The sequence below is a fragment of the Rhizobium sp. WYCCWR 11146 genome (assembly GCF_013591995.1).
In the GTDB taxonomy this organism is placed as follows: Bacteria; Pseudomonadota; Alphaproteobacteria; order Rhizobiales; family Rhizobiaceae; genus Rhizobium; species Rhizobium indicum.
In genome coordinates this window covers 153,532-180,450 of sequence record NZ_JACCEY010000007.1, presented here as the reverse complement: position 1 = coordinate 180,450, position 26,919 = coordinate 153,532, and the positions used below count along the sequence as shown (strand labels likewise).

The window sequence follows — 26,919 nt, the reverse complement described above, 5'->3', positions numbered from 1 at the left end:
AACAGTTCAACGAGGCAGCACTCCCTATCTCTCATGCTGACCATTGTCGGCCGTCATGACAATGGCGTCATCGCTTCGAAATCGGGCAAGGCGCCGCTCGCGTAGCCGACCGCCCCGAGCGAGCCGATGGCGATCCGGCCGTCGCGGATCGACAGCAGCGGTCCGTCGGCACCCTGCTCGTAGAGATCGGGATGGGCCGCGGCAAAGCGCGCCTTCTCCGCCTGCGACGCTCCCTGCATGCCGGCCACATAGTGATGGCCGTTGCGCTCGACGTGGGAGAGACCGAGCAGCGAGACCAGCGCCAGATCCTGTTGCACGGCAAGCCCAGCCTGGCAGGTCAGATCCTCGCCGGAGAGGAACAATCCCGGCACCGTTCCGGTTCTGATGCGGATCGCCTTCAGCAGCGAACGGTAAATGCCCTTGCAGGTTTTCGAGGAGACGCCGGTATAGCCGAGCCGCCTGGCGGAGGCGAAGGCGCCATCGCCGTCATCGCTCTCATCGATCAGGAAGGGCAATTGCGCCGCCAAAGCCCCCAGCGGCGTTTCCATGGTGATTGCGCGCGAGAACGGCTGTTCGACAAAGGCAATGGCCGCACGCAGCCTCGCCAGCCGGGGCGTCGCCTTGATTTGCGCCAGCAAGGCGGCGAGCTGTTCGGGTCCGCCAAACTGTTCGTTGCCGTCGACCGTCACCCGGTAGTCGGTCACGCTGTCCAGCACGGCGGCGATCCGCGTCAGCCGGTCGATATCGGCATCGATCGCGCCTGAAAGCTTGATCTTGAACCAGCGGTTGCCATAGCGCGTAATCACCGCCTCGAGGCTTTCCGGCAGGCCGTCATCGACGGGATGGACGACATCGCCCTCGCTGATCGGATCGACAAGCCCGATCGTATGCCGGGCCGAGATCGAGCCGGCAGGACGGAGATCGGACAGCACCGCCGAAGCTGCATCCGCGTCGATATCGTCGGGCAGCATGGGGCCGCCGATGCCGACGAGATTGCCCCGCACCGCCTCGAAGAAGGAAATGCCGGCAAGGCGGCAATAGGCATCGAGCGCGGCGCGGGCGATGAGCGACGGACCAAAACCGGCGGCCAACGGATTTCCAGGCAAACGCCGCACGGTTTCCATTTCGTTCAGACGGGCGGCGGCAAACAATGTCGTCGGCGCCGACGGTTCGAGCGAAGCGGCCGCAGCAGTGCGGATCGAGGTGCGCAACTGATCGACATTCTGCGCCGGCGTGAGCGCCGGGTTCTTGTCGAACCATTTCGGCACCATCATCTCGGCGGCGGCGCCAAGGGCGGTTCGCCCCTCTTCATCCTCGACGCGGACCCTGAAAAAGGCTTGCGGCGCCTTTTCGAGAGTTGCCGCGCCAAAACGGAACGGCAGGCGCAGCCTGATGTCGCGCTCGAAAGCGGCGATCTCGATGATTCTGATGCGCGGCGCCGTCACGGAACCTCCAATGCTTCTATCCATGGTCATGCCATGCGGTCGAGCATGGCACGGGACACTTCGTGATGGAGAGGTTCCCGGCGAAGCAGCCGGCCGATCTCATCCACCATGGCCTGTCCTTGGGCGAGATGCGCCTCTTCGGTGTGACCGGCAGCGTGCGGCGAAATGGTGACATTGGCCAGTGCGGGATCGCGGAACGGACTATCTGCAGGCAGCGGCTCGTCGTCAAAGACGTCCAGAGCCGCCTCGATGCGGCCGGAGCGGATCTCGGCGAGCAGAGCCGCCTCGTCGACCAGCTGCGAGCGCGCCGTATTGATGAACAGCGCGCCGGGGCGCAGCAGCGCCAGTTCGCGGGCGCCGATCATGCGGCGCGTTTCGGGCAGGACAGGCGCATGCAGAGAGATCACGTCGCTCTGAGCCAGCATATCGTTCAACCCGGCATTGAAAACGCCGAGCGCAGCGGCCTCGCTATCGTGGAGAAAGGGATCGACGACCAGCACGCGGCAGCCGAATGGAACGAGCAGCCGCATGACCGCCCGCCCGACATATCCGGCGCCGACGATGCCAACCGTTCTGGCGCCCAGCAATCTTTGCGGCACGGCTGCGCGGACGTCGAGCCATTCGCCGCCGTTGCGCAATTGATGATGCAGCCGATGAATGCCGCGCATGGCGAGCAGCGCTTCGGCGACGACGAACTCGGCAACCGAGGCGGCAATTTTCGAGGCGGCATGGGTGACGCGAATGCCATCGTCGAACAGACGGGGGGGAACGAGTGTTCGGACGCTGCCTGCCGAATGGGCGACAAGGGCGAGTTGCGGATGGCGCTGGCGCGCGGCGGGATCGAAGGGCGGCGTGCCCCATCCGGTGAGACATGCCGTGGCGTCTTGCAGCAGGTGGTCGACATCGGTGGCGTCGATTGTGGCGCCGGTCGGCCAACGCACCTCGCCAAGAGCGTTCAACTGGGCAATCGCCGCGTCGTCCAGCATCATCCGGCGGGTTTTTTCGGTCAGCAATACGGCGATAACGGGAGCCTGTTCGATCATGGTTCTACTCTTTCGCTACGGCGACCAGGCGCCTGAGATGGGCAAGATCGGCGCGGACCTTGTCGAGCGCCCGCTCTCGAGAGACGCGGTATTGGGATTGCATCGAGAGCACGCCGGCAAAGCCGGTGGCCACCAGATGCGGGACTATTTCGTTCCAGGGCACCATGCCTTCATCGAGCCCGTACCAGTCCGAATGCCATGCGCGTTGGCCATGAGCTCCGTAAGCGCCGGGGAACCAACCGCTGTTCTTGACGCCCATGCAGCAGAACCACGGTTCGAGAATATCGAGGGTTAGACGCCAGTCCTCGCTCCCCTCGCGAATGATCTGATTGGCCGGATCGGGATAAGCGCCAATTCTGATGGGATCACGCCCGGCCAGCAATCGCACCGCCAGCGCGCCCGAGCTGTGCAGGGTGCCGCCGTGAAGCTGGATCGTCAGCTTGACGCCGAAGCGTTCGGCCAGGCGCTCGAAGCCGTCGAGATCGCGCCGCGCCTCATCAAGCTGGGCCTGCCAGCGCCGCGACGGGTCGTAGCGCCAGAAGCCAAGCCGGACCTGCCCGATGCCAGCCTCGCCGCAACAACCGAGAAGCCGGGATGCGGCATCGTCGGGCCGGGTGGAATCGATGGTCGCCATCGGGGTGCGCAGGCCGGCCGCGGCAAAGAGCTTTACCGCATTGACGATTTCCTCCGGCCTGTCAGGGGAAACGGCGTGACCGTCGCGAATAAGAAGATCAGCGCAGTCGAATCCCAAACCGGCAGTGATCCCGGCCGCCTTCTCGAGCGACAGGCCCTCCAGGGTCTTGGTGAAATAGGCGATATCCATCGATCAGATCCCAGGCAGAAAGGCATTGTTCATGAGAGGGAGACACAAAGCTCGCTGCGGCGGCCGAATGCATCACGGGCGCACACCGCATAACGCACGCCCTCCGGCGGCGACATGTGCAGAAATGCCGTCGAGATCAGCGGGACGGAACTGACCTTTTCAAAAGTCCCGCCATCGGTGCTGACCAGGACATCGTAGAAGATGGCCGGCCGGATATCGCCGGCAGCCCAGAACAGCATGCGCTCCTCCCGGCCGCCAAGGCCAAGGTAGCGTTCGACGACAAGGCCGGTCGGTGCCGCCGGGTGCGTGCCAGTATCAGGAACGACAAGCACCTGCGTCAGCGACGGCAATGGCACATCGAGGTCGACACTGATCCGGCCTTCGTCGCAGTCGACGACGCTGATCGGATGCAGCAAGGCGGGCTCCTGCGCCCGGCGCAGTTCGGCAAACTGCGCCTCGGTCGGTGCGGGCGGTGCGCCGACCGGCTCGAAGGGGCCACGCGGATCGCTTTCGTCGCGCTGGGCCTCCCAGACCTCCATCGGATTGGTGAATTCCTCGTCGATGCGCAGCAGGCAAAGGGCGTGGCGGCTGGGAACCAAGCCGCTCACCTCGAGGCGGACGGCGGTCCGGCCCGAACGGTTGATGGCATCGACGCTATGGATGAGGCTGATGGAAACACCGCCGCCCGGCAGCCGCGTCGGCAGGATCGCCAGGCCATCCTGGTCGGGAGCAAGCGGCGGTTCGGCCGTCACCTTGCAAACGGTATCGCCAAGCGTTGCCAGCAGTTCCATCGATGTGAGGCCGGGCTTCTTGATGATGTCGAAGGGCGGCGCCCTGTCGACATCCGTGACCAGCATATCCAGATTGGTCTTGTGCTCCCACTGCGCCTTGGTGAAATTGCGCGAACCGAAATAGGCAAAGATCGTGCGCTGGCTCCAGCCGCCGATAAAGGCGTGGTCATTGCTGAGGAAGGTGAAATTCGCCGCTTTCGGGGCGATGATGCGCCGGTCGTGTTGTTCGACGATGCGGGCGATGATGCCGGCGTAATAGGCTTTGCCGTGCCAGCTATGATGATCGCTCCAGCCGAGCTGCGGATCGCATTCATCATTGATGATGGGCAGGCCCGCGAGGCGCGGGTGATGCTCTTTGAGATAGTCGACGACGAGCAACGTGCGGTCGACGATGGCGTTGGTTTTCGGGGTCAGGTCTTCCTTGCTGCCGTTGACGCCCTTTTCATGGATCGAGATGTAATCGATCCGCGGCGGGCCATCGCCGGTGAGGCAGCTCGTGCCGCTGTCGCAATGAGCCATGAGGGCGCGAAAGATCGGCGAGAGCGTACGGGCGGTGCCAGGCCCGCCCATCGGCAGGTTGGGATCGATGGCATCGAGCCCCACGACGCAGGCGTCGTAGTAGTTGGTGTAACCCTTGATCCCGTAGGTCCACCAGCCGGAATCGGCCTCGTTCGTCGTTTCGAAATACCATGTGCGCAATTCGTCCATGCCGTAACGCGCGCCATAACGGTCGACCGTCGCCGTCACGAGATCCCGCCAGCGCCTGACCTGATCCATGTCCTCATAGTCGGTGAACAGGCCGGACGGGTTGCCCATCAGCTCGAAGAACGGCTTCAGCCGGTGTTCGATCATCACGTCGAGCGCGCGGTCGAGCAGGGACCAGTCATAGCCGGCCCCGCCCTTTGCGCTCAGCAGATTGTAGAGATAATGCACCCGCAGGAACTTGATGCCCTCATTCGGCAGGCCGCCGATATAGGCGAGCATCTGGCGCATCTCGGGCTCGAGCAGCAGCTCGGCGGGTGAAAAGCCGGTGCCGCGCCAGAACCGGTTGAACGGGCGCACCGCTTCACTGGCATCAACGTTTATTCGCGTACGTTCACGCATGGGTCGTCTCTCCTTGGGCGGACGTTTGGCAGTGCGCCGCAATGTCGGCGCACGAAGCCAGGAGCCGGATTATTTGAACTTGTCGCGCATCGCATCGATGCCGGGGATGGTTTTGGTCAGATGCTGATGGGCGGGATCGAAGCGCTGGATCAGCCCCCGGCGATGCTTGCCGACGAGAATGGTGAAGATATAGCCCCGGTGCCCCGGCGAGGTGACCGTCGGGTGGTAACCCCGGTCGACCAGGACGGTGTCGCCGTTGCGGGTCATGAGGATCTTGACCGGACCGTCTTCGTCATAGGTGATCTGGCTGCCGAAGCCGGTCTCTGGCTGGAAGCGGTAGTGATAGAGTTCTTCGTGCCGGGTTTCGACATCGCCGTCTTCGGTATCGTGCTTGTGAGGGGGATAGCCGGACCAGCAGCCCTCGCCGGCATAGAGTTCGCTCACCAGCAGGTTGCCGCAGCGTCCGTTCTGTCGTTGGCCGAGCAGGTGGACGATCCGCCGCTGGCTGTGCGTGTCCGACGAGCCGACATTGACCGCGTCGACCTCATCCGGCGTGATGCGAAACGCGGCGTAACGCGTGTCGCAGAGGCCGCCGGCAATGGCGACTTCCGCCGCCGCGCCACGAGCCGATATCCGGACATTGGCTCCGACGGGCGCGTAAACCGAGTCCGCATCGCCTCCCCAGATATCGGCTCGCCGGCCCACCGCTTCGAACATGATGTCATCGACCTCGATATCCACCTGCCCCGACAGCACGACGTAGAGGCTTTCGTGCATGGGCAGCCGCCGCGTGTTCTGGCCATCGGCCGAAAGCGTGACGAGGTCGAAGTAGATGAGATCGAGCGTCGTGGAGGAGATATCCACGATGGGACGCTGCTCGGAGCGTGGAATGAATTCGGGCATCAATTGAACTCCGGAACGGTACGGTCGGCGAAGGGATTAAGCGACAAGGATTCGGCGTAGTGACAGGCCACTGCGTGCCCATCGGCGGTGACGGTGCGTAAGCCCGGCACCTCCTGCTTGCAAAGCTCGGTGGCGTAGCGGCAGCGCGGATGAAATGCGCAGCCGGGGGGCGGATGGGCGGGATCGGCGACCTCGCCCGCCAGCCGGATGCGCTGGCCGTGGCGGCGCATCCTCGGATCGGCAATCGGCACGGCCGAGAGCAGCGCTTCGGTGTAGGGGTGGAGCGGGCGCGAAAAGATCTGCTCCGTCGGCGCCTTTTCGACCACCCGACCGACATACATGACGGCAATATTGTCCGAGATGTGCCGGACGACCGAGAGGTCGTGGGCGACGAAGAGATAGGTCAGACCGAACTGCTCCTGCAGGTCCTGCAAGAGGTTGATGGTTTGTGCCTGCACGCTGACATCGAGCGCCGAAACGGCCTCATCGGCGATCACCAGCCGCGGATTGGAGGCCAGCGCCCGGGCGATGCCGATGCGCTGGCGCTCGCCGCCGGAGAAAGCATGGGGATAGCGGTGCATGTATTCGGGCCGCAGGCCGACGCTCTGCATAAGGTCGGCGACCCGGTGCTCCAGCTCCCGGCCCTTGGCGAGGCCGTTGACGCTTAGCACCTCGCCGATGATGTCGATGACAGGAAGGCGCGGATTGAGCGAAGATTGCGGGTCCTGAAACACGATGCGCAGGTCGCGATGGATTTCGTCGAGGGCAGAACCCGACAACGCCGCGAGATCGACCGTGCCGCCACTGCGGCTGCGATAGCGGATTTCGCCGCTCGTCGGCTGATAGATGCGCAGCACCGTGCGGGCAAGCGTGGACTTGCCGCAGCCGGACTCCCCGACGATACCAAGTGTTTCGCCATCCTCGACGCGAAGCGAAACACCGTCGACCGCCTTGACGTGTCCGACCACACGCCGGAATGCGCCCTTGCGAATGGGGAAATGCATCCTGAGATCGGTCAGCTCGAGCAGCGGGCTTGGTTGGGTTATGGGGTCGGCCATCATTGTCTTCCTTCGTAAAGCAGACAGCTGGCGACTTGCCCGTCGCCGATGGCGATGGGCTGCGGATCCTTTTGATCGCACAGGCCCGCCCTCGCCTCTTTGCATCGGGGATGAAAGCTGCAGCCCTGGGGCCGGTTGAAACGCGAGGGCACCATGCCATCGATGATCGCAAGCCGTTCGGTGGGTTGCCCATGCATGCGCGGCACCGATTGCAGCAGCGCCTTGGTGTAGGGATGAACAGGTGCGTGGAAGATCGTGTCGACATTGCCTGCCTCCACGACCCGGCCGACATACATGACGACGACCTCGTCGGCGATTTCGGCCACCACGCCGAGATCATGGGTCACGAAAAGGACCGAGAGCCCGAATTCGGCCTGCAGCGAGGCCAGGAGATCGAGGATATTGGCCTGAGTGGTGACATCGAGCGCCGTGGTCGGCTCGTCGGCGATCAGCAGTCTGGGGCGGCAGGCGAGCGCGAGCGCGATGCAGACGCGCTGGCGCATGCCGCCGGAAAACTGGAAGGCATAGCTTTCCATGCGCTCGGCCGGCCGCGGGATGCCGACCAGAGCCAATGTCTCGATGGCATGTTCGCGCGCCTCCTTCTTTCCCATCTTCAGATGCAAGCGGATCACCTCGACCATCTGATTGCCGATCGTATGAACGGGGGAAAGTGCGGCCATCGGCTCCTGGCTGATCAGGCCGATCTGAGCACCGCGGATCGCCCGCATGTCGTGGCCGCGCGGATCGAGCGCCGCCAGGTCGACGGGGGGTGCAGCGGGATCGGGCCGGTAGCGGATTGCGCCGGAGACGATCCTGCCTCCGCGCGGAACCTGGTTGAGGATCGAGCGGCCGGTGATGCTCTTGCCCGAACCGGATTCGCCGACGACGCAGACCGTCTTGCCGCGCGGGATGGAAAAGGAGACGCCGTCGACCGCCTTGATCGTGCCCGCACCCCCGAAGAAATGGGTCCTGAGATCATCGACCTCGATCAGCGGGTCGCGATCCCCGTGCCGGCCGCCGGCTGCGGCAAAATTGGGATCAGTATTCATAGGGATCTGCAGCATCGCGTAATCCATCACCGAGGAAATTGAGGGCGAGCACGGTGACGATCACCGCGAGACCGGGAAGAAACAGCCAGGGTGCGCTCGAGACGGCAAGAATGTTCTGCGCCTCCTGAAGCAGCACGCCCCAGCTCACCACCGGCGGGCGCAGGCCGATGCCGAGGAAGGAGAGCGCGGTTTCTGCGAGGATCATCGTCGGAATGGCAAGCGTCACCGAGGCGATGATGTGGCTCATGAAGGACGGCACCATGTGCCGCCAGATGATGCGCATCTGCGAGCAGCCGTCGAGACGGGCGGCGATGACGAAGTCTTCCGTCTTGAGCGACAGGAAGCGCCCGCGCACCACCCGCGCCAGGTCGGTCCAGCCGATCAGCGACAGGATGATCGTGATCCAGAGATAGACGAGGATCGGATCGGCGCTGATCGGAACGGCAGCCGCAAGGCCCATCCATAGCGGGATGGTCGGGATAGAGTTGATGAGTTCGATGGAGCGCTGGATCACATCGTCCACCCAGCCGCCGTAGAGCCCCGAGATGCCGCCCAGGATGATGCCGAGGATGAGGCTGATTGCCACCCCGATCAGTCCGACGGACATCGAAACGCGGGTGCCGTGGACCGTCCGGCTGAAGACGTCGCGACCCAGCCGGTCGGCGCCGAACAGGTAGAAGGGTTTGCCCATCTCGATCGGGCCGATCAGGTGCCGATCGAAATCGAACAACCCCCAGAGCCGGTAGGGTTCGCCCTTGACGAAGAAGCCGAGGGGGATGACGACGGCCGGATCGGGCACGTAATTGCGGCTGAGCGCGATGGGGTCAACCTTCATCGAATAACCGTTGACGTAGAGCGGATGAAACTGCCCGGCCGCGTCGTAGCCGGCGAACTTGATCTGCTGCGGCGGCGCATAGGTGTAGCGGGAATCATAGGTCTGCGACGAAACCGGGGCGAGAACCTCGGCAAACAGGGCGACCAGGTAGATCAAAAAGATGACGACGCCGGCCGCCAGCGCCAGCCGATGGCGGCGGAACCGCCGCCAGATGAGCTTCCACTGCCCGGCGACCGCGTCGGAATTCTGGATCCGTTCAGGTTGTAGCGCGATGGCTTGATCGGTCATTGGTCTCGTCCTTCAGCCGTTGCGAATGCGTGGATCGAGCCAGGCGAGCAGCAGATCCGAAATCAGTGTGCCGATCAACGTCAGCATGCTCATCAGCAGAATGAACGTGCCGGCCAGATACATGTCCTGGGCAAAGAGAGCGTTGAGCAGCAGCGGCCCGGTGATCGGTAGGCTGAGAACGATGGAGACCACCACCGAGCCGGAGACGAGGTGCGGCAGCACCCAGCCGACGGTCGAGACAAAGGGGTTGAGCGCCACCCGCACCGGATATTTCAACAGCAGCCGGATTTCGCTCAAGCCCCGGGCACGGGCCATGTCGACATAGGGCTTGTTGAGCTCGTCGAGGAGGTTGGCGCGCATGATGCGGATCAGCGCTGCGGTGGCGCCGGTGCCGAGAACGACGACCGGGATCCACATATGCGACATGAGATCGCCGAGCTTGGCCCAGCTCCAGACGGCATTGATATAGGCGGGCGAAAACAGCCCGCCGGTGCTTTGTCCGAAATATTGTGCCGAAACATACATCAGCACCAGCGCTAGCAGGAAGTTCGGGATGGCAAGGCCGAGGAAGCCGAAGAAGGTGGCGACGTAATCTCCCACCGAATATTGCCGCACGGCCGAATAGATGCCGATCGGAAAGGCCACCGCCCAGACGAAGAACAGTGTGGTGACCGAGACCACCATCGTCAGGCCCATGCGGCCCCAGATCAGCTCGCTGACCGGCTTGTTCCAATCGAGGGACTGGCCGAAATCGCCGCGCAGCAGGATGCCGCTGATCCATTTCCAGTATTGGACCGCCCAGGGCTGATCGAGGCCGTAACGTTCACGCAGGCCGGCGATGACGCCGGGATCGATCGTTTCGTTCTGGGAGGCCAGACGCGCCGTCATCGCGGTCAAGAAGTCGCCGGGCGGCAGCTGGATGATGATGAAGGTCACGACTGATATCGCGAACATCATCGGGATCATGTAAAGCAGACGTCTGATGATGAAGCCGGCCATGGTCTAGCTCCTTCAATCGGCGATCGCCGATCGGATGATTGGGACTGGGCTGGTGTTGATGGGGTGGCGCCCGTAGACGCCAGCCCTGTCGGTCGCGTTCCGTTATTGCTGGTAGTAGAAGGTCTCGGGCTTTGCCGGTCCCGGCGTCATGTAGAACGATGTGCTGGGAATGACCTTCGGGACATTGCGCATATTGGTCTTGACGATGCCGACGCGATCCGGCTCCAGGTTGGTGCCGATGACGTAGAATTCGTCACGGGTGATCGCCAGCAGTTCCTTCATCTCGGCCAACTGCTTTTCGAGCGTCGGCGCTTCCTGCACCTGCCGGTAGAGATCCATCTGCTTCTTGGCAGCGGGGCTCGGTTCTTGCGCGTTCGGATCCTTGGGGTTCTGGTAATAGAGGCCCCAGGCCGTCGCGAAGCTCGATTCATATTCGTGCGGGAAATACCATTTGGGATCCAGCAGGCCGAGGAAGTCGTAGCCACCGCCGCCAACCCATCCAAGGCCGTCATTCTCGTTGTTCTGCAGGCGGGAGAAGATCAGCGAACGTTCGGCCGGGCGGGGCTGCATGTCGATGCCGACAGCCCGCCAGTAGCGCTGGATCATCTCGAGGGCATCCACCTGGATCGGGCTTCCAGTCAAGGCGTCGATCGCGAAGGTGATCCGCTTGCCGTCCTGACCGAGGCGATAGCCTTCGGCGTCATGTTTGGTAAGGCCGGCCTTGTCGAGATACTGATTGGCGAGATCGACATTATATTCCAGATACTGCGTCGCCATCTTCTCGTCGTAGAGCGCGGTGCCTTCACGCGGTGCCGCCTGATAAGGCTTGGCCTGTCCGGCATAGATCAGCTGGTTGAGCTCTTCGCGGTTGATGGCGTAGCTGAGGCCGATGCGGAAATCCTTGTTGGAAAAGACAGCACGCAAGGCCGGATTCTTGTGGGTCTGATTGAGGGTGATCAGCAGGGCGTTCGACCACGCCGGCCGGGCGATAAACAGGCCGTAGCCTCCTTTCTCCTGGTTCTGCACGATCACCGTACGGGCGTCCGTCGTCTCGATGAAGCGGTTCTGCATGTCGATTTCGCCGCTGATCGCCTTCAGGATGATGGCCTGTGTATCCTGCATCACATCGATGGTGATGCGATCGAAGTAAGGCAGCTGGTTTCCTGCGGTATCCACCTTGGCATAATATGGATTGCGTTCTCCAACGACCTGGGTGGTGCCGTTATAGGGCGCGGTCAACACCCAGGCATCGAGCGTTGGACGGCCGAGATCGCGCCAGCGGCCGGGAAACCCGATCTTGTTGTTGAAGAGCTGGACCCAGTCGGTTGCACCGGCTGCCTTCACCAGGGCATCGACGCCGTCGGGATTGAAATCCTTGTGGAATTGCTTGAGGTAATGGGCCGGTGCGGCTGCCAGAATATCGGAGCCGCGCACGGTGGCCATGTTCATCAGGAACAGGCCGTTCGGCGCGGCAAATTTGAAGACGACCTTGTCGGCGGCGAGCTTTTCGACCTTGACGGTCTCTCCGCCTGCGGTCAGCCAGTCGGGTGCCGCAGGCGTGATCTTGGTGTTGCGCAGCACGTTCTCGTTCCACCACACAAGATCGTCCGCGGTAAAGGGCTCGCCGTCCGACCAGCGTGTGCCTTCACGCAAGGTGAAGGTATATTCGGTGGCATTGGCATTGACCTCGACGCTCTTGGCGAGATCGGGGATCACTTCGGTCCATTCCGGATTCCAGCGGACCAGTCTCGTGTAGCCGATTGAACGTTCGATCTCGCTGTCGCCACCGCCAAAGGTGGCCGTGCGCCAGGTGCCGCCATAGGTCCCGACCGATTCAAGCGGAGTGAGTACCAGCGGCTCCTTGGGCAGCCGCTTTTCGACCGGCGGCAGCTTGCCGGCATCGACCAGCGCCTTCAGTTCCGGCGACTCCTCAAAGCCGAATGCGACACCGGCCCAGCCGGCACCCATGAGGATCGCCGCGGCAACGGTCGAGACAACCTGCCGTCTTAAGATTCTGACGTGTTGCATTCTTTCCTCCCAATATTTTGCTCTAGGTTATCGTTAACGTATTCTCCTCTTTCTCTAACGTTATCGTTACCGTTAAATCTTGTCAAAAAGATTCTCATGGCCTTATGCTTGGCTTGAGCAGACTTGGCTTTCCTGGAAATCATGCTAGTTATCGTTATCGTAGTTTCCTGCCCCTTCTGACGAGACAGTCCAATTGAGCCGCCCCAAAGAGCCAGAATCCAAAATAACCATCGCCGATGTCGCTCGCGCCGCAGGGGTATCGCCGATGACGGTATCGCGCGTGCTCAATGATCGGGGCGGAGCCAGCGCGGAGACCAGTCAGCGCATTATTTTAGCGGCGAGCGAACTCAATTACCGGCCCAATCCCTTTGCCCGCGGATTGCGGTCCGATCGATCGAGGGCCATCGGCCTTCTGGTTCCCGACATCACCAATCCGTTCTTTCCCGAAGTCATCAGGGGAGCCGAAGATGCCGCGAGCGCTGCCGGCTACAATCTGCTTCTGTCGAATGTCGTCGAAAACAGCAAGCGGGAGGAAGAACTCATCGAAACGCTGCTGCGGCATCGGGTCGACGGGATCATCGTCTGCAGCCCGCGGCTGCCCGATGCCGCGCTGCACAAGGCGCTTGCGCCCCACCGCGCCGTGGTGCTCATCAACCGCGAGGCGCCCAACGAAGTCGCCGGGACGATTGTCACCGACTACGAGACGGGAGCGTCGCGTGCCATCGACCATCTGGTCGAGCGCGGGCGCCGCAGGATCGCGATCATCGCCGGGCCGCGCAGTTCGTTTGGCGGCAAGAGCCGTCTTGTCGGCTTTCGCAAGACGCTGGCCGCCCACGGGCTCAAAGCGCAAGGCATCGTTTATTGCGATCCGACCGCGGCAGGCGGGCAAACAGCGGCCGCGCAATTGCTGGCGGAGACGCCCGGCATCGATGCCCTTGTCTGCTACAACGACCTCAATGCGATCGGCGCCATGAAGGCCTGCCGGGCAGCCGGCGTATCTATCCCCGGGGAAATCGCCCTGATCGGTTTCGACGACATTCCGACTGCCGAACTGCTGTCTCCGGCGCTCACCACCTTGCGGGTGCAAAAACGCGAAATGGGGGAGGAAGCCGTGCGTCTGCTGCTCAGCCGCATTGCCACCAGAAACCGCCAGCACGGCATCGTCATCGTGCCCGAACTCATCGTCCGCGAAACGACCTGAACGCCCCGGAGCATGATGCCGAAAAGTGTGAGCGGTTTTCGGACGACATCATGCTCCAACTCTTAAAGTTTGGAACAGGAGGAATATCCGATGGATATCAACAATCTGCAGTCATTGGCCCTGCCTGAGGAGAAGAAGGCTTGGTTCGTCCACGACCGGTTCGGCATGTTCGTACACTGGGGGCTTTATGCGCTGCCGGCACGCCATGAATGGGTCAAGAGCCGCGAAGAGCTGAACGACGCCGACTACCAGAAATATTTCGATCATTTCGATCCCGATCTCTACGACCCCCGCGAATGGGCCAGACGCGCGAAAGCGGCCGGTATGAAGTATGTGGTGCTGACCACCAAGCACCATGAAGGCTTCTGCCTCTGGGATACCAAGGCGACCGACTTCAAGGTGACCAACACGCCTTACGGGCGGGATCTGCTGGGTCCATTCGTCGACGCCTTCCGTGCGGAGGGCCTAAGGATCGGGTTCTACTATTCGCTGATCGACTGGCATCATCCGGACTTCACCGTCGATCCACGCCACCCGCAGCGCAATCATCCCGATGCGCTGAAAATCAATAAAGGCCGGGACATGCAGCGTTACGCCGCCTTCATGCGCGCGCAGGTCCGCGAACTGCTGACGGACTTCGGCCAGATCGACATCATGTGGTTCGATTTCAGCTATCCGCAATGGAAGCTCGGGGAGCTGGTAGGAAAGGGCCATCAGGATTGGGAAAGCGAGAAACTCGTGCGTCTGGTGCGCGAGCTTGCCCCCGACATCATCATCAACAATCGGCTCGATCTCGCCGGCTTGCAGCCGGACATCGTCACGCCGGAGCAATATATGCCGCGCGCCCGGCCGCTCCGCGAGGGCAGGCGCGTCGTCTGGGAAGCCTGCCATACACTCAGCGGTTCCTGGGGCTATCACCGCGACGAGGATACCTGGAAAAGCACGGAACAACTGGTGCAGATGCTGGTCGGTACCGTTGCCATGGGCGGCAATCTGCTGATGAATGTCGGGCCGACGGCGCGCGGCACGCTCGACCACCGCGCGATTGCAGCCCTTGTCGCTTATGAGGAGTGGATGGCACTGCACGAGCGCAGCATCGTCGGCTGCACCCAGTCCGACTTCACCGCTCCGGCCGACTGCCGCCTGACCCAGAATGGCGATCGTCTCTATATCCACCTCTTCAACTGGCCCTATCGCCATCTGCATTTCGATGCGCTGGCGGGGAAAGTCGAATATGCGCAATTCCTGCATGATGGCAGCGAGGTCACCTGGCTGCGCCCGTCCGCCAATACCTTGTGGGCGAACACCCAGTTCCCCGTCGGTGATGATCAAATGACATTCGTCCTGCCGGTGCGCCGACCTCAGATCGTCGTCCCGGTCATCGAAGTTAAGCTCAAGGCGGGGAGCACCTCCGGCATTCAGGATTAAAGGGCGGCGGATGATTGCGCAGCTGAGATAGATTGCCTGAGCGGGCGGGGCATATGCCCGCTCTGATAAACCCCGCCATATGCCGACAGTGACTTACGGATTGGCCTCGGTGGTTTCCACGAAGAGCTGGTTGAGTTGTTTCATCTCGAGTGCATGGGCGCGCCTTCTGAGGGCGGCTACCTGTTTGAGCGTTGCAAGATTGTCTGTTGTCTCGATGAGGTGAGCATCGGCGACGAGCACCTCCGCTTCAATCCTTCCCTGCTCTCTCAATTGCCAGACATCCCTGACGCGAAATTGAACCATTATCACGCCGAAAAGTGCCACGAGCGCGGAAGCTGTCATTGGCAGCCAATTGGGGACAACCGGGCCATAGGCGGAAAACAACGATGAGAGACCGCTCAAAACGATGATCCCCAATGTGAGAAAATTCCAGAGATATTGATTGACCTTGGAGGAGCGCGCATAGCCGTTTCGATGTGTTCGAAGGTCACGCAAAGCCTGCCTTTTGATCTCGGCTGCGTCCGACGGAAGCATGCTTTCGGCCGTCTCTTGCTCGATCTCCCGCCTTGCCGCCAAAATCACGTTGATGACGGCGATCGTGATCCCGAAGGTAATCATGAACCAGGCGATGTAGTGCAAAGGGACGTCATCGAGAATGACGTTTGACAAAAACGCAGGTTGAAAAAACTCAATTAAAGCGCCAATCGATATCAAGAATATAGACAGGGCAACCACTGCTATCGAAAGCATCGCCGCTATATTTCTATATCTGCCATTCAGTGTCATTTTCTTCAGTTGAGCGTGGTCATCCCCCTCCCTTCTGAACAAATCCATCATCCTATCCTCGAGACTATGGGGTTAACCATAGTCAACCTTTTACCACGCCAGAAAGCAAGTAACGTTTGTGAAGTAATACTTGACGGATCGAATTTCTGGCACCCCTCGCCAATGTGCGGGCCGGGGCAGCCTCCGCCTCTTCAATCCAGTCGCTTCAGGCTATGCTGATCGCCAGCGGCCGGCCGAGATCGCGGGCAATATAGTCCTGGTTCTGTCGGACGATCTGCGCGGCGTGAGCGATCGTCAGCCGGTTGGCCTGCTCGGCGTCGCCAGCCTTGATCGCGGCGATGATCTCCTCATGCTCGTCCAGCCTGACAGCCACTTGAAAACCGGCGCGGCCTGATCGGGCAGGAGATGGTGACCGCTCAGGAGAATGGCTCGGTCGGTCCCGCCGCCGGATTGGTCAGCCAGCATGGTCCCTCGGCGGTCATGTACATATGGTCTTCCAGCCGGATCCCGAATTTCCCGGGGAAGACGATCATCGGTTCGTTGGAAAAACACATGCCGGCGGCAAGCGGCGCGTCGTTGCTGCGAACGATGTAAGGTTCCTCATGAATCTCGAGCCCGAGGCCATGACCGGCGCGATGCGGCAAACCTGGCAAGCGATAGTCGGGGCCGAGGGAGTGTTTGGCAAGCACCTTTCGGGCCGCATCGTCGAGGCTCGAGCAGGCGGCGCCGATCCGGGCTGCGTCGAAGACGGCCTGTTGCGCCTCGCGCTCGATCCACCAGGCCCGTTCGAACGCGCTTTCGCCGCCCTCCAGCATATAGGTCCTGGTGATATCGGAATGATAACCGTCGATCCGGCAGCCGGTATCGATGAGAATGACGTCGTCGCGACCAAGGACCTGATCGCCGTCGGCGCCATGCGGAAGCGAGGTCGCCGCGCCGAAGGAGACGATGCAGAATGTCGAGCCGGCATCGGCGCCGGCCTGGCGATGCTGCTGGTCGATGAAATCGACCACCTCGGATGACTTGATGCCCGGCTTCAAAAGCCCATGCACTTGCTTGTGAACGTCAAGCGTCAGGTCCATCGCATACTGAATGAGGGCAATCTCCGCGGCCGATTTGATGCAACGCAGGTCGCGGATCAGCCGCCCGCCATCGGCAAGCCTCGCCGCGCCCATCTCCGCGGCCAATGCATGATAGAAGAAAAGCGGCAAACCATCGTCGAGGGCAAGTCTGCCGCCCTGAGCAACAAGGCGGGCGATGAGAGCGGCGCTGCTCTCCTCCTCTTCCCAGACCAGGATTTCCCCCGGCAGATGCGGCAGCGTTTCGACACGGCTGCGCTCGAACCCGGGAACGATGTAGGAAATGGTCGCGGGCGTGACGAGCGCGCCGAGGAACCTCTCGCTCGGATGCCAGACCAGCCCGGTGAAGTAATGCAGGCTTTCGGTCGGCCCAAGAAGCACGGCAGCCAATCCTTCGGCTTCGATCATTTTGCGAAGCCTGGCGAGGCGGTTCTGCCGTTCGTCCTCAGTTATGCGGGGTACCGTATGCTGCCATGACATGTTGTTTTCCTGCTTTTCCTGCGCTTCCAGATCGATGAAGCCCTCGCCTTGCAGCGGGGATCTTGAACCGACACTAATGCCGCTGTAGGCAATATGTCGACATGAAAAATGAGGAGATGGCGATGGCGGTCGAATACACCATACCGGGCATGCTAATACGCGATCATATGGTCGACGCTCCCCTGGATTGGTCGAAGCCGGAGGGGGAGACGATCCGGATTTTTGCACGTGAAGTGTGCGATCCCGCCCGCCGCCGCGAAACACTGCCGTTGCTGGCTTTCCTTCAAGGCGGTCCTGGCGGAAAATCGCCGCGGCCGAGCAACGGCGGGCCGCCATGGCTTGCCGAAGCCCTGAAGACGCACCGCGTTATCCTGATCGACCAGCGCGGCACCGGGCGCAGCAACCGGATCGAAAGTGCGACGATGGCGCGTTTTGCGGACGGCAGGGCCGCAGCCGATTATCTCAGCCTCTTTCGTGCCGACAGCATCGTTGCCGATTGCGAACATCTGAGGAAAACCGTCTTCGGCGGCGGGCGCTGGCAGACGCTGGGCCAGAGCTATGGCGGCTTCCTGACACTCACCTATCTCTCGAAGGCGCCGGAGGGACTTTCCGCCTGTTATGTCACCGGCGGCCTTGCCGGCCTTGGGGCGACGGTCGATGATGTCTATCGGCGCACCTACCCGCGCGTCACCGAAAAGAACGCCGCCTATTACCGCCGCTACCCCGGGGATGCCGAGCGCATCGGCCGGATCGCCGACTATATCGATACCAATGAGGTGCGGCTGCCCGATGGCGATCGCCTCTCCGTTCGCCGCTTTCAGACTATCGGCATCGATTTCGGCATGGCGCCGGGTTACGAGAACATCCATTGGTTGGTCGACGAGGCTTTCGCCGGTCCCAATGAAGACCGTCTCTCCGATCGCTTCCTCGCGTCGGTGATGTCGCTGACCTCCTATGACGACAATCCGCTCTTCGCCGTTCTGCAGGAAAGCATCTATGGCCAGGCCGGGACGCCGACTGCCTGGGCGGCCGAACGCATCCGCGCCGAGCATCCGGCCTTTGCCGGCGACCGGCGGCCGCTGCTGTTGACGGGGGAGATGATGTATCCCTGGATGTTCGAGGAAATTCGCTCGCTCAGGGCCTTCAGGGCGGGTGTCGAGGTATTGGCCACGCATGAGCGCTACGTGCCGCTCTATGCCCCGGCACGTCTCGCCGCAAACGAGGTGCCGGTCGCCGCCGTCATCTATCATGACGATATGTATGTCGATGCCGGGCTTTCGCTCGAAACAGCGCGCCACGTCGCCAACGTGCAGGCATGGGTGACCAACGAATTCGAGCACGACGGTGTTCGCCAATCAGCGGCTGTCCTGCGCAGGCTGATGACCTTGGTCAGGGAGCAGGGCGGCCCCCTCGCCTCCTGAGGCTCGAATGGTTCATTGCTCTCGTCGCATCAGGACATGCTGATCGCCACCGGCCGGTCCAGATCGCGGGCGATATATTCCTGGATCTGGCGAACGATCTGCCCGGCGTGGGCGATCGCCAGACGGTCGGCCCGCTCGACGTCACCGGCCTCGATCGCGGCGATGATCTCCTCGTGTTCGTCGACATACTGGCGCGGCAGACGGTCGTCGAATGTCGAGTAGTAAAGGCGCAGGATCCGGCGGCCCTCGTCGAGCAGCCTGGCGAAGAAGGCCGTGTAATAGGAATTGCCCGCAAGTTCGGCGATCGCGACGTGAAATTCGCGGTTCGCCTCGATCATCGCATAAGCATCGCGCGCGGCAACGGCATCGGCGAAGTCCTTCTGATGCCGGCGGACGGTCTTCATGATCTCGCCGTTGCGCCGTTGCGCCGCGCCGCGGGTCGTCACCCGGTACATCAGCGTCAGCGCTTCGAAATAGGTGGGCAGGCTTGCGAAATCGATGGTCGCGACGATCGTATTCCTGTTCGGCAGCGTCGTGACCAGCCCGTCGGCGGCGAGCCGCAACAGCGCCTCTCGAATGGGAGTCCGCGACATCCGGAAACGCTCCGACAGCCGCACTTCGTCGAGCGGACTGCCGGGTTCCAGCGCCATCGACAGGATTTCCTGCCTGAGCGTCACATAGACGCTCTGCGTGCCAGAGCCGCGCACCCGCACATTTTCCGTGTCGTTCCGCATCCGTCTGCCCTCTTTCGTTAGAGCCTTGTATTTCGTTTCGGCCGATTCTCGCAATGTCGGGTCTTCGGGCCTTCAAATTTGTAAAATCCCATCATTGAATCTTGTCGACAGTTTGTATATAAGGCAATTAATTTCAACGAGGCTCGATCGATGACCACAGGATGGAAGGGCGTATTTCCCGCCGTAACGACACAGTTCAACGATGATCTTTCCGTTGATTTGCCCTCGACCCAGCGAGTCCAGGACGCGCTTGTGAACGATGGCGTCAACGGACTGATCGTCATGGGCACATGTGGCGAGAACAATTCGCTGGACCCCGAGGAGAAGCGCACGATCTTGAAAGCTGCCGTCGAGGTCGTCAACGGCCGCGTTCCCGTGGTGACGGGCGTGTCCGAATTCGATACGCGCCGTGCCGTCGCCTATGCTCGCGACGCCGAAAAACTCGGCGCCGACGGCCTGATGCTGCTGCCGGCCATGGTTTATGTGCCGAAGCCCGAAGAGCTGATTGCACATTTCCGCACCGTCGCCGAAGCGACCTCGCTGCCGATCATGCTCTACAACAACCCGCCGGCCTACCGCGTCAACATCGGCGCCGACGTGCTGAAGGTGCTTGCCGACGTGCCGAACATCAAGGCGGTCAAGGAAAGTGCGCCGGATCCACGCCGCTTCACCGATCTCATCAATGAATTCGGCGATCGTTTCGATATCTTCGCCGGTCTCGACGACGTGGCGCTTGAAGGCCTGATGCTCGGCGCCAAGGGCTGGGTCTCCGGCCTGACCAGCGCCTTCCCGCAGGAATCGGTGCAGCTCGTTGCCGCCGCCGAACGCGGCGACTGGGAAGAAGCCCGCAAGATCTATCGCTGGTTCATGCCGCTTCTGCACCTCGATGCCGAGCACGACCTCGTCCAGTCGATCAAGCTCGCCGAGCAGATCATGGGCCGCGGCTCCGAGCGCGTTCGCATGCCGCGCCTGCCGCTTTCGGGCGCCCGCCGCGCCGAGGTCACCGCGATGGTCGAGAAGGCCGCCGCCACGCGTCCCTCGAAGATCCGCCACGCCGCCTGATACAACGAGGCCGGCGACCCCGCGGTTGCCGGCCTTTCCGTATTTGCTCTTCAGGCGAGCGCCAGCGACCAGCCGCTCGCCGGATCGAACAGATGCATCTGGTTCATGTTGAACGAGAGCGGCATCGTCGACATCGGCCTGGGTCCGCTCTCGGGATCGATGCAGGCGCAAAGGCTTGCCTCGCCGATGCCGAAATAAACCATGGTCTCCGGCCCGAGTGGTTCTACAAGATCGATCTTTGCTTCGATGTCGGCATAACCTGGACGGGCCTGGCGGTCGGTGATCGATTCCGGCCTGATCCCGAACACGACTGATTTGCCGGCATGGCTGGCATAGTCGCCGGCGCGCACCTCCGGCACTGGAAGCTCGCTGCCGTCGGTCAGTTTGACGACGAGGCCCTTGTCTCCTGATAACAGCGTCGCTGACAGGAAATTCATCGACGGTGAGCCGATGAAGCCGGCGACGAACTGGCTGACCGGCCGATGATAGAGCGCCTGCGGCGGCCCCGCCTGTTCGATGATGCCACCATTCATCACCACGACACGATCCGCCATGGTCATCGCCTCGACCTGGTCGTGCGTGACGTAGACGGTCGTCGTCGGCAACAGCTGGTGCAGCCGCTTGATCTCCGTGCGCATCTGCACGCGAAGCTTGGCATCAAGGTTGGACAACGGCTCGTCGAAGAGAAAGACTTTCGGATTCCGCACGATGGCGCGCCCCATCGCGACGCGCTGGCGCTGGCCGCCCGAAAGCTGGCCCGGACGCCGGCCGAGCAGCTCGCTGATATGCAGGGTTTCCGCCGCCCTGATGATACGGGCGTCAATCTCGCTCTTGGCGAGCTTCTGCTGCTCCAGGCAGAACGAAATATTCTCCCGCACCGTCATGTGTGGATAGAGCGCGTAGTTCTGAAAGACCATGGCGATATCGCGTTTGCCCGGGCCGAGCCGGTTGACGACCTGGTCGCCGATCACGATCTCACCTCCGGTAATGTGTTCGAGACCCGCAATCATGCGCAATGTCGTCGATTTTCCGCATCCCGACGGGCCCACGAAAACGACGAATTCATTGTCTTCGATGTCAAGGCTGATGCCGCGCACGGCCTCGTAGATGCCATAGGACTTGACGATGCTCTTGAGTTCCAGCCGTGCCATGGTTTTCTCCTAGACCTCCTGCAACCAGATCGCCATTGCTCCGGGCGCGCGATTGGCCCAGAGGTGATAGGGGATCGCCGTGAAGGGCCGCTCCTTCAGCGAGGGGCGCGCGGTGCGATAGAGCGCATTCTGCCAATCGGATATATCGGCTTCGAGCGCGGTGCCTTCGAGGACGGTCGCTCCGCCGAGAAGCGCGGCATCGTAACGGGCAGAAATTTCCTCAGATGCCGGCAGGCGGAGCCGCTGCGGCTCGCCGCCGAGGTCCGTCTCCTCGATGCAATAGACGACGGGGCCCCGCCGCAACGCGACGCGTCCGCCGTCTTCGGAGACGGCAGGATGCGCGTAGATGCGCTCGACCGGCATCGAGAAGCCGATGCGGACCTCGTCGCCACTGCGCCATTCCCTTGATATTGCGGCATAACCCTTCGTCAGGCATTGATCGAGATCGACGGCAACGCCGTTGACCGAGATCTGCGCCTGCCTGCACCATCCTGGGATGCGAAGACGAAGCTGAAACCGGCTTGGCCGCTCGACGGCGAACCGCAGGCTGATGTCGCCATCCCAGGGATACTGCGTCTCCTGGATCAGGCGCACGAAGCTGTCGCCGACTGTCAGCTCGGCGGAATTGGTGCCGTAGAGATGGACGGCGAGCTCATGATCATCAGTCGAATAGAAATATTGGCCCAGCGACGTGATGAAACGGGCAATGTTGGTCGGGCAGCAGGGGCAGTAGTGCCATTTCCACCGGCGGTGCTGCCCGTGGCTTTCAAGGACGTTCTCATAGAAATAATGCTCGCCGTCGCGCGAGATGCCGGAAAGCGCGCCGTTGTAGAGCACCGTTTCCAGTCTGTCGGTGAACTTGCTATCGAGATCGACCTGCGCCATGCGATGGCTCCAGAAGCCGAGCGCGACGGCTGCGCATGTCTCGGCATAGGCCGTCTCGTTCGGCAGGTCGAATTCCCGGGTGAACCCTTCATTGGATGCCGATGGGCCAAGGCCGCCGGTCACGTAGAGCTGGCGGCTGACCAGATTGTCGAAAAGCCGGTCGCAGGCCTCCTTCAAGGTCGAATCGTCGTTCTCACGGGAGAGATCCGCCATCGCAGAAAACAGGTACATGGCGCGAACCGCATGGCCGACGACCTGGTGCTGGTCGCGCACCGGCATATGGGCCTGGCTATAGGCATATGTCTTGTAGACGTAATCATCAGGGCTCTCGCCGCGTTTGCGGGCCTCTTCATCGTAATATGAAGGCATCCGGCCACGTTCGTCGACGAAGTAGGCCGCAAGCTTCAGATGCCGCGGATCGCGCGTCACGCGATAGAGCTTGACCAGCGCCAGCTCGATTTCCTCATGGGCGTCATAACCTCTGAGCTTTCCGGGCTCGGCGCCGAAGGTGGCGATGATATGGTCGACGGCGCGGATCATCACATCGAGGAACCGACGCTTGCCCGTCGCCTCGTAATAGGCGACGGCCCCTTCCAGTAAGTGGCCCATCGAATACATCTCGTGCAGGTCGCGCAGATTGGTCCAGCGCCTGTCCGGCTCGCGGCGAATGAACCAGCTATTGAGGTAGCCATCCGCCATCTGCCCTTTTTCGAGCTTTTCGACGATAGCATCGATCTTCATTTCGAGCACCGCATTCGGGTGAGCCTTCAGCGTGTAACTTGCGGCCTCGATCCATTTGCCGAAATCGGAATCGAAGAAATGCTGCATCGACAGTCCGCTCGGCTGGATCGGGCGCACCAGCGGCCCGGCCGGCTTGTCAAAATCGAGCACCTCGAGGAAGCCCTCTTCTTCCAACCGCTTGTGCTGCGTCGGGATGGTGACGTTGCGGACCGTCTCCGTCCAGCTCTGCCAGAAACCGCCATGGAAGACGACACTGGAATGGTCGGCGGGCCTGTATCGCTGCCGTCCCGCAGCGCGTGCCGGTTGAAAACGAGGTGAGCTGGTCATGAGGACTCCTGAGCGGAACGAGCGCTGTTACTTCACGGCGCCGGCCGTCAGGCCGCGCACGTAATATCGTTGCAAGAGAAGGAAAAGCAGGATGCAGGGGACCATGGTCACGGCTATGCCGGCCTGCAGCGCACCCCAGTCGATGATGCCATAGATGCCCGACGAAACATTCACCAGCATGATCGGCAGCGTGAACTTGTTCTGGTCGGACAGGAAAATGAGGGCGGCGAGGAATTCGTTCCAGGAATTCAGGAAGGCGAACATGGCAACGGTGGCGACACCGGGAAGCGCGATCGGCAGCATGATCCGGCGCAGGATCGTCGCCTGCGACGCACCATCTATCCGCGCCGCTTCGATCAGCGCCTTCGGCACCGCATCGAAGGCATTGCGCATCATGAAAACGGAAAAAGGAAGCTGGAAGGTCACGTAGATCAGCACCAGGCCGAAAAGATTGTTTTGCAGCCGGAAGACTTTCAGGATCAGGAAAAGCGGCGTTAGGATCGACTGGAACGGGATCATCATCGTCGCCATGATCAGCACGAAGAGCAGCGACTGACCGGGAAAACGGAATTTCGAAAAGCCATATCCCGCCGGCACCGAGACGAGCACCGTCAGGATCACCGTTCCGGCGGCAATCAGCACCGAATTGCCGGCATAGACGTACCAGCCTGCACCGACATGTTCGAGGCGGCGGTAATTTTCAAGCGAGAAGGCTTTCGAGAAAAGTGCTGCCGGATCGGCAAGTGCTGCGGCCGCGGGCTTGAAGGAATTGGCGAAGGACCAGACGATGGGCATCACGAAGAAGACGGCAAAGACGCATGCCGTCAGAACGAAGGCGAGATAACCGAGCCGCTCGCTCGCCGGCTTCGCTGCGAGATTATGGTTGAGCCGCTCCATCAACCCTCCTCCGGCCGCTGGCGCAGCAGGACGAACTGGATCGCGCTGATCGCCACCAGCACGACGAGCAGGGCAAAGGAGATCGCCGAGCCATAACCGAGACGGTAGGATGAGAACGAGGCGAGATAGATCGAGAACACCGCGGAGATCGTGCTGTTCTCAGGGCCGCCCTGGGTGATGATGAAGAACTGGTCGAAGGCCAGCATCGACGAGGTGACGTTGAGGACGAGCGCCAGCACCACCGAGTTCCTCATCAAGGGCAGCGTGATCCGCCGAAACCGGCTCCAGACGCTGGCGCCGTCGATCCTGGCGGCTTCGATGACGTCGTTGGATATGCTCTGCAAGCCGGTCAGAAGGATGATCATCGTGAAGCCTGCTGTCTTCCAGACGACCATCAGGATGACGACGCCGAGTGCCGGCCAGAAACTTTCGAGCGGCCTCGGGGCGCTGTCGATGATGCCTGCTCCGCGCAGCAACTGCGCAAAGACGCCGCTATCGGGATTGAGCAGCCACATCCACAATGTCGAGGCCGCCCCGAAGCCGATGACAACAGGCATGAAATAGATCGTGCGGAAAAAGCCGGCGATGCGCAGCGGCCGGTCGACGAGCAGCGCCAGAGGAAAGGCCACCAGGAAGATCGCAGCCGTGACCAGCACCGTGTAGAGCAGCGTGAAGCCCAGGGAATGCCAGAGCTGGGTATCGCCGATCAGCTCGGCATAGTTGGAGAGGCCGATGAATTTGGTCCGGCCTAGAAGCGGCCAATTGTAGAAACTCATCCAGACCGTCATGACAAGCGGCACGAGGAAAAGCACGACGATGAACAGCAAGCCCGGCAGGATGAAGGCAAGGCCAAGCCAACCCTTTGGCTCCGGTTCTCCGGTCGCGACTGCGCGCCTCCGGCTGCGAAGTGTCGAGGATATCACCGCAACTCCTCCTTCCGCTTGAAAGTCGAGATGTGAAAGGGACGGCAGGGCATCCGCGGATACCCTGCCGAAACGCGTCGGCTTAGTTCGGATTGGTGCGTTCGAGGATACGGGTGAAGTCGGCCTGCGTCTTGGCGATCGTTCCGTCGACATCGTCGCCGAAGATCGTGCCCTGGATCAGATTGAGGAAGGGTCCGGTGCGGCTGACGAAGAGTTCGTCGGACGAAAATGTGTAGGGCGTACGGGCCTTCGCGAGGATATTGTAGGCGACGAGATTGCGCTGGTCGAATTTCGCATAGGCTTCGGCGGCGAGGTCGGTGCGCGACGGCATCCCCGATTCCTGGGTGATGTAGACCTGCTGCTCGGGCTGCATGTAGAAATTGACGAAGTCGAGCGCGACTTTCTTCTTCTCTTCGCTGATACCCTTGATGAGGGAAAGCGTATCGCCGCCGGCAAAGCTCGATTCACCGCCCTTCGGCCCCGGGATCGGTGCGACGGCGAATTTCACGTCGGGATATTTGCTGGTCAGCAGATTGACGATGTAGGAGCCGGTCATCAGGATGCCGACCTTGCCCGAGGCGAAGGCCTCGACGGCATTGTTGCCGTTGCCGGAACGCGAGGTCGGATGGATCGCACCGGCCTTCCACATATCGCGATAGGCTGCGATGGTCTCACGCAGCGCCGGCGTATCGACCGTGGCGCTGCGGCCGTCATCGCTCAGCACATCGGCATTGGCGGCCCAGAGATGCGGCAGGAAATCGTAGATCAGCCAGCTTCCCGAATTAGCCACGAAATAGAAGCCATAGGTCTCGTTGCCGAGCGCGGCGATCTTCTTGGCGTCGGCGGCAATCTCCTCCATCGACGCCGGCGCCTTGTTGGGGTCGAGGCCGGCCTTGGTGAAGAGATCGGTGTTATAAGCGATGATCGAGGCATCCGGCAGGGCCGGCACGCCATAGATCTTGCCGTCATAGGTGGCAAGGCGGATGTGAGACGGGCTCATCGCCGTGGAATAAGGCAAGCCCTTCACGAAGTCGGAGATATCCTCGAGACCGTCCGCGGCGGCAAAGGTCGGGAGATAGATCAGGTCGAGCACGGCGCCATCAGGAGCCGCGCTGCCGGCAATCGCCGCGCCCAGCTTCGGCACCATCTGCTCCGCCGTGATCTGGGTGACATTGACCTTGTCGGAGTGCGAGGCGTTGTATTTGTCGGCCAGGCCCTGAAGGACGGCGCCGGACGACGTGCGCACCCATAGGGTGATTTCTTCGGCGCTGGCGAGAGAAGAGCTTGCCAACAGCGCGAGAGCGGTGATTGTCGTTTTCAGTCGAAGCATGCTTGTTCCCCTTTTTCTCGTTCAGGCCTAAGGCCATCGGACGAAATGGACGTTAGATCAGAAATTTTTTGGTGTCGACAGTCTGTGTGCAAAATTCTGATGCGCGTT

The 26,919-nt window shown here is 61.7% G+C and carries 22 protein-coding genes and 1 pseudogene; 4 read left to right on the top strand and 19 right to left on the bottom strand.

The window, feature by feature from the left end:
- Positions 1-53: 53 nt before the first annotated feature.
- The 10 genes from HX899_RS03905 to HX899_RS03860 all read right to left on the bottom strand — a co-directional run bounded on the left by HX899_RS03905 (position 54) and on the right by HX899_RS03860 (position 12,366).
- The gene (locus tag HX899_RS03905) at positions 54-1,475 is read right to left on the bottom strand and encodes a mandelate racemase (protein ID WP_181291661.1); all 1,422 of its coding nucleotides are present in this window, start codon (positions 1,473-1,475) and stop codon (positions 54-56) included.
- The gene (locus HX899_RS03900) at positions 1,472-2,488 is read right to left on the bottom strand and encodes a hydroxyacid dehydrogenase (protein ID WP_180195868.1); all 1,017 of its coding nucleotides are present in this window, start codon (positions 2,486-2,488) and stop codon (positions 1,472-1,474) included. The genes HX899_RS03905 and HX899_RS03900 overlap by 4 nt, the downstream gene beginning before the upstream one ends.
- Before the next feature lie 4 nt (positions 2,489-2,492).
- A complete protein-coding gene (locus HX899_RS03895) occupies positions 2,493-3,311 on the bottom strand; it encodes a sugar phosphate isomerase/epimerase (protein ID WP_180195869.1) in 819 nt (272 codons plus the stop codon).
- Positions 3,312-3,340: 29 nt separating this feature from the next.
- A complete protein-coding gene (locus tag HX899_RS03890) occupies positions 3,341-5,206 on the bottom strand; it encodes a GH39 family glycosyl hydrolase (protein ID WP_180195870.1) in 1,866 nt (621 codons plus the stop codon).
- 69 nt (positions 5,207-5,275) lie between these two features.
- Positions 5,276-6,109: a 5-deoxy-glucuronate isomerase gene (locus HX899_RS03885; protein WP_180195871.1), complete on the bottom strand. Its 834-nt coding sequence runs from the start codon at positions 6,107-6,109 to the stop codon at positions 5,276-5,278.
- Positions 6,109-7,167, bottom strand: coding sequence for an ABC transporter ATP-binding protein (locus HX899_RS03880; RefSeq protein WP_181291660.1), 1,059 nt, complete (start codon positions 7,165-7,167; stop codon positions 6,109-6,111). The genes HX899_RS03885 and HX899_RS03880 overlap by 1 nt, the downstream gene beginning before the upstream one ends.
- The gene (locus HX899_RS03875) at positions 7,167-8,216 is read right to left on the bottom strand and encodes an ABC transporter ATP-binding protein (protein ID WP_246697058.1); all 1,050 of its coding nucleotides are present in this window, start codon (positions 8,214-8,216) and stop codon (positions 7,167-7,169) included. Before HX899_RS03875 ends, HX899_RS03880 begins: the two co-directional genes overlap by 1 nt.
- A complete protein-coding gene (locus HX899_RS03870) occupies positions 8,206-9,339 on the bottom strand; it encodes an ABC transporter permease (RefSeq protein ID WP_181291658.1) in 1,134 nt (377 codons plus the stop codon). Before HX899_RS03870 ends, HX899_RS03875 begins: the two co-directional genes overlap by 11 nt.
- 12 nt (positions 9,340-9,351) lie before the next feature.
- A complete protein-coding gene (locus tag HX899_RS03865) occupies positions 9,352-10,338 on the bottom strand; it encodes an ABC transporter permease (protein WP_138390265.1) in 987 nt (328 codons plus the stop codon).
- Positions 10,339-10,440: 102 nt separating this feature from the next.
- Entirely contained in the window at positions 10,441-12,366 is a 1,926-nt protein-coding gene (locus HX899_RS03860; protein ID WP_180195874.1) for an ABC transporter substrate-binding protein, read from the bottom strand.
- Between the two features lie 193 nt (positions 12,367-12,559).
- Here HX899_RS03860 and HX899_RS03855 point away from each other — a divergent pair, with 193 nt between their 5' ends.
- Both HX899_RS03855 and HX899_RS03850 read left to right on the top strand, forming a co-directional pair.
- The gene (locus tag HX899_RS03855; protein WP_138334607.1) at positions 12,560-13,567 is read left to right on the top strand and encodes a LacI family DNA-binding transcriptional regulator; all 1,008 of its coding nucleotides are present in this window, start codon (positions 12,560-12,562) and stop codon (positions 13,565-13,567) included.
- 90 nt (positions 13,568-13,657) lie between these two features.
- Positions 13,658-14,995, top strand: a complete 1,338-nt coding sequence (locus HX899_RS03850) for an alpha-L-fucosidase (RefSeq protein WP_181291657.1) — start codon at positions 13,658-13,660, stop codon at positions 14,993-14,995.
- Between the two features lie 93 nt (positions 14,996-15,088).
- On the opposite strand, the gene HX899_RS03845 is transcribed toward HX899_RS03850, so the two are convergent.
- The 3 genes and pseudogenes from HX899_RS03845 to HX899_RS03835 form a co-directional block, all read right to left on the bottom strand.
- A complete protein-coding gene (locus tag HX899_RS03845) occupies positions 15,089-15,829 on the bottom strand; it encodes a hypothetical protein (protein WP_173863111.1) in 741 nt (246 codons plus the stop codon).
- A 157-nt stretch (positions 15,830-15,986) separates the two neighbouring features.
- Positions 15,987-16,142, bottom strand: a pseudogene (locus tag HX899_RS03840) (hypothetical protein); the annotation flags it as partial.
- 55 nt (positions 16,143-16,197) lie between these two features.
- On the bottom strand, positions 16,198-17,340 hold the full coding sequence (locus HX899_RS03835; protein ID WP_181291656.1) for a Xaa-Pro peptidase family protein: 1,143 nt from the start codon (positions 17,338-17,340) through the stop codon (positions 16,198-16,200).
- A gap of 122 nt (positions 17,341-17,462) precedes the next feature.
- On the opposite strand from HX899_RS03835, the gene HX899_RS03830 reads away from it, so the two are divergent.
- A complete protein-coding gene (locus HX899_RS03830; protein WP_181291655.1) occupies positions 17,463-18,761 on the top strand; it encodes an alpha/beta fold hydrolase in 1,299 nt (432 codons plus the stop codon).
- A 29-nt stretch (positions 18,762-18,790) separates the two neighbouring features.
- Here HX899_RS03830 and HX899_RS03825 read toward each other — a convergent pair whose 3' ends face one another.
- Positions 18,791-19,495: a GntR family transcriptional regulator gene (locus tag HX899_RS03825; RefSeq protein WP_181291654.1), complete on the bottom strand. Its 705-nt coding sequence runs from the start codon at positions 19,493-19,495 to the stop codon at positions 18,791-18,793.
- Between the two features lie 150 nt (positions 19,496-19,645).
- Here HX899_RS03825 and HX899_RS03820 point away from each other — a divergent pair, with 150 nt between their 5' ends.
- Positions 19,646-20,557 (top strand): dihydrodipicolinate synthase family protein, encoded by a 912-nt coding sequence (locus HX899_RS03820; RefSeq protein ID WP_181291653.1) that lies wholly within the window; start codon positions 19,646-19,648, stop codon positions 20,555-20,557.
- 50 nt (positions 20,558-20,607) lie between these two features.
- Here the strand turns inward: HX899_RS03820 and HX899_RS03815 are convergent, their stop codons facing one another.
- The 5 genes from HX899_RS03815 to HX899_RS03795 form a co-directional block, all read right to left on the bottom strand.
- Positions 20,608-21,708, bottom strand: a complete 1,101-nt coding sequence (locus HX899_RS03815; protein ID WP_181291652.1) for an ABC transporter ATP-binding protein — start codon at positions 21,706-21,708, stop codon at positions 20,608-20,610.
- 9 nt (positions 21,709-21,717) lie between these two features.
- Positions 21,718-23,661, bottom strand: coding sequence for a glycoside hydrolase family 127 protein (locus HX899_RS03810; RefSeq protein WP_181291651.1), 1,944 nt, complete (start codon positions 23,659-23,661; stop codon positions 21,718-21,720).
- Positions 23,662-23,688: 27 nt separating this feature from the next.
- On the bottom strand, positions 23,689-24,558 hold the full coding sequence (locus HX899_RS03805; protein WP_131665702.1) for a carbohydrate ABC transporter permease: 870 nt from the start codon (positions 24,556-24,558) through the stop codon (positions 23,689-23,691).
- On the bottom strand, positions 24,558-25,481 hold the full coding sequence (locus HX899_RS03800) for a carbohydrate ABC transporter permease (protein ID WP_064654374.1): 924 nt from the start codon (positions 25,479-25,481) through the stop codon (positions 24,558-24,560). Before HX899_RS03800 ends, HX899_RS03805 begins: the two co-directional genes overlap by 1 nt.
- Positions 25,482-25,563: 82 nt before the next feature.
- Positions 25,564-26,811 (bottom strand): sugar ABC transporter substrate-binding protein, encoded by a 1,248-nt coding sequence (locus HX899_RS03795; RefSeq protein ID WP_181291650.1) that lies wholly within the window; start codon positions 26,809-26,811, stop codon positions 25,564-25,566.
- Positions 26,812-26,919: the final 108 nt, after the last annotated feature.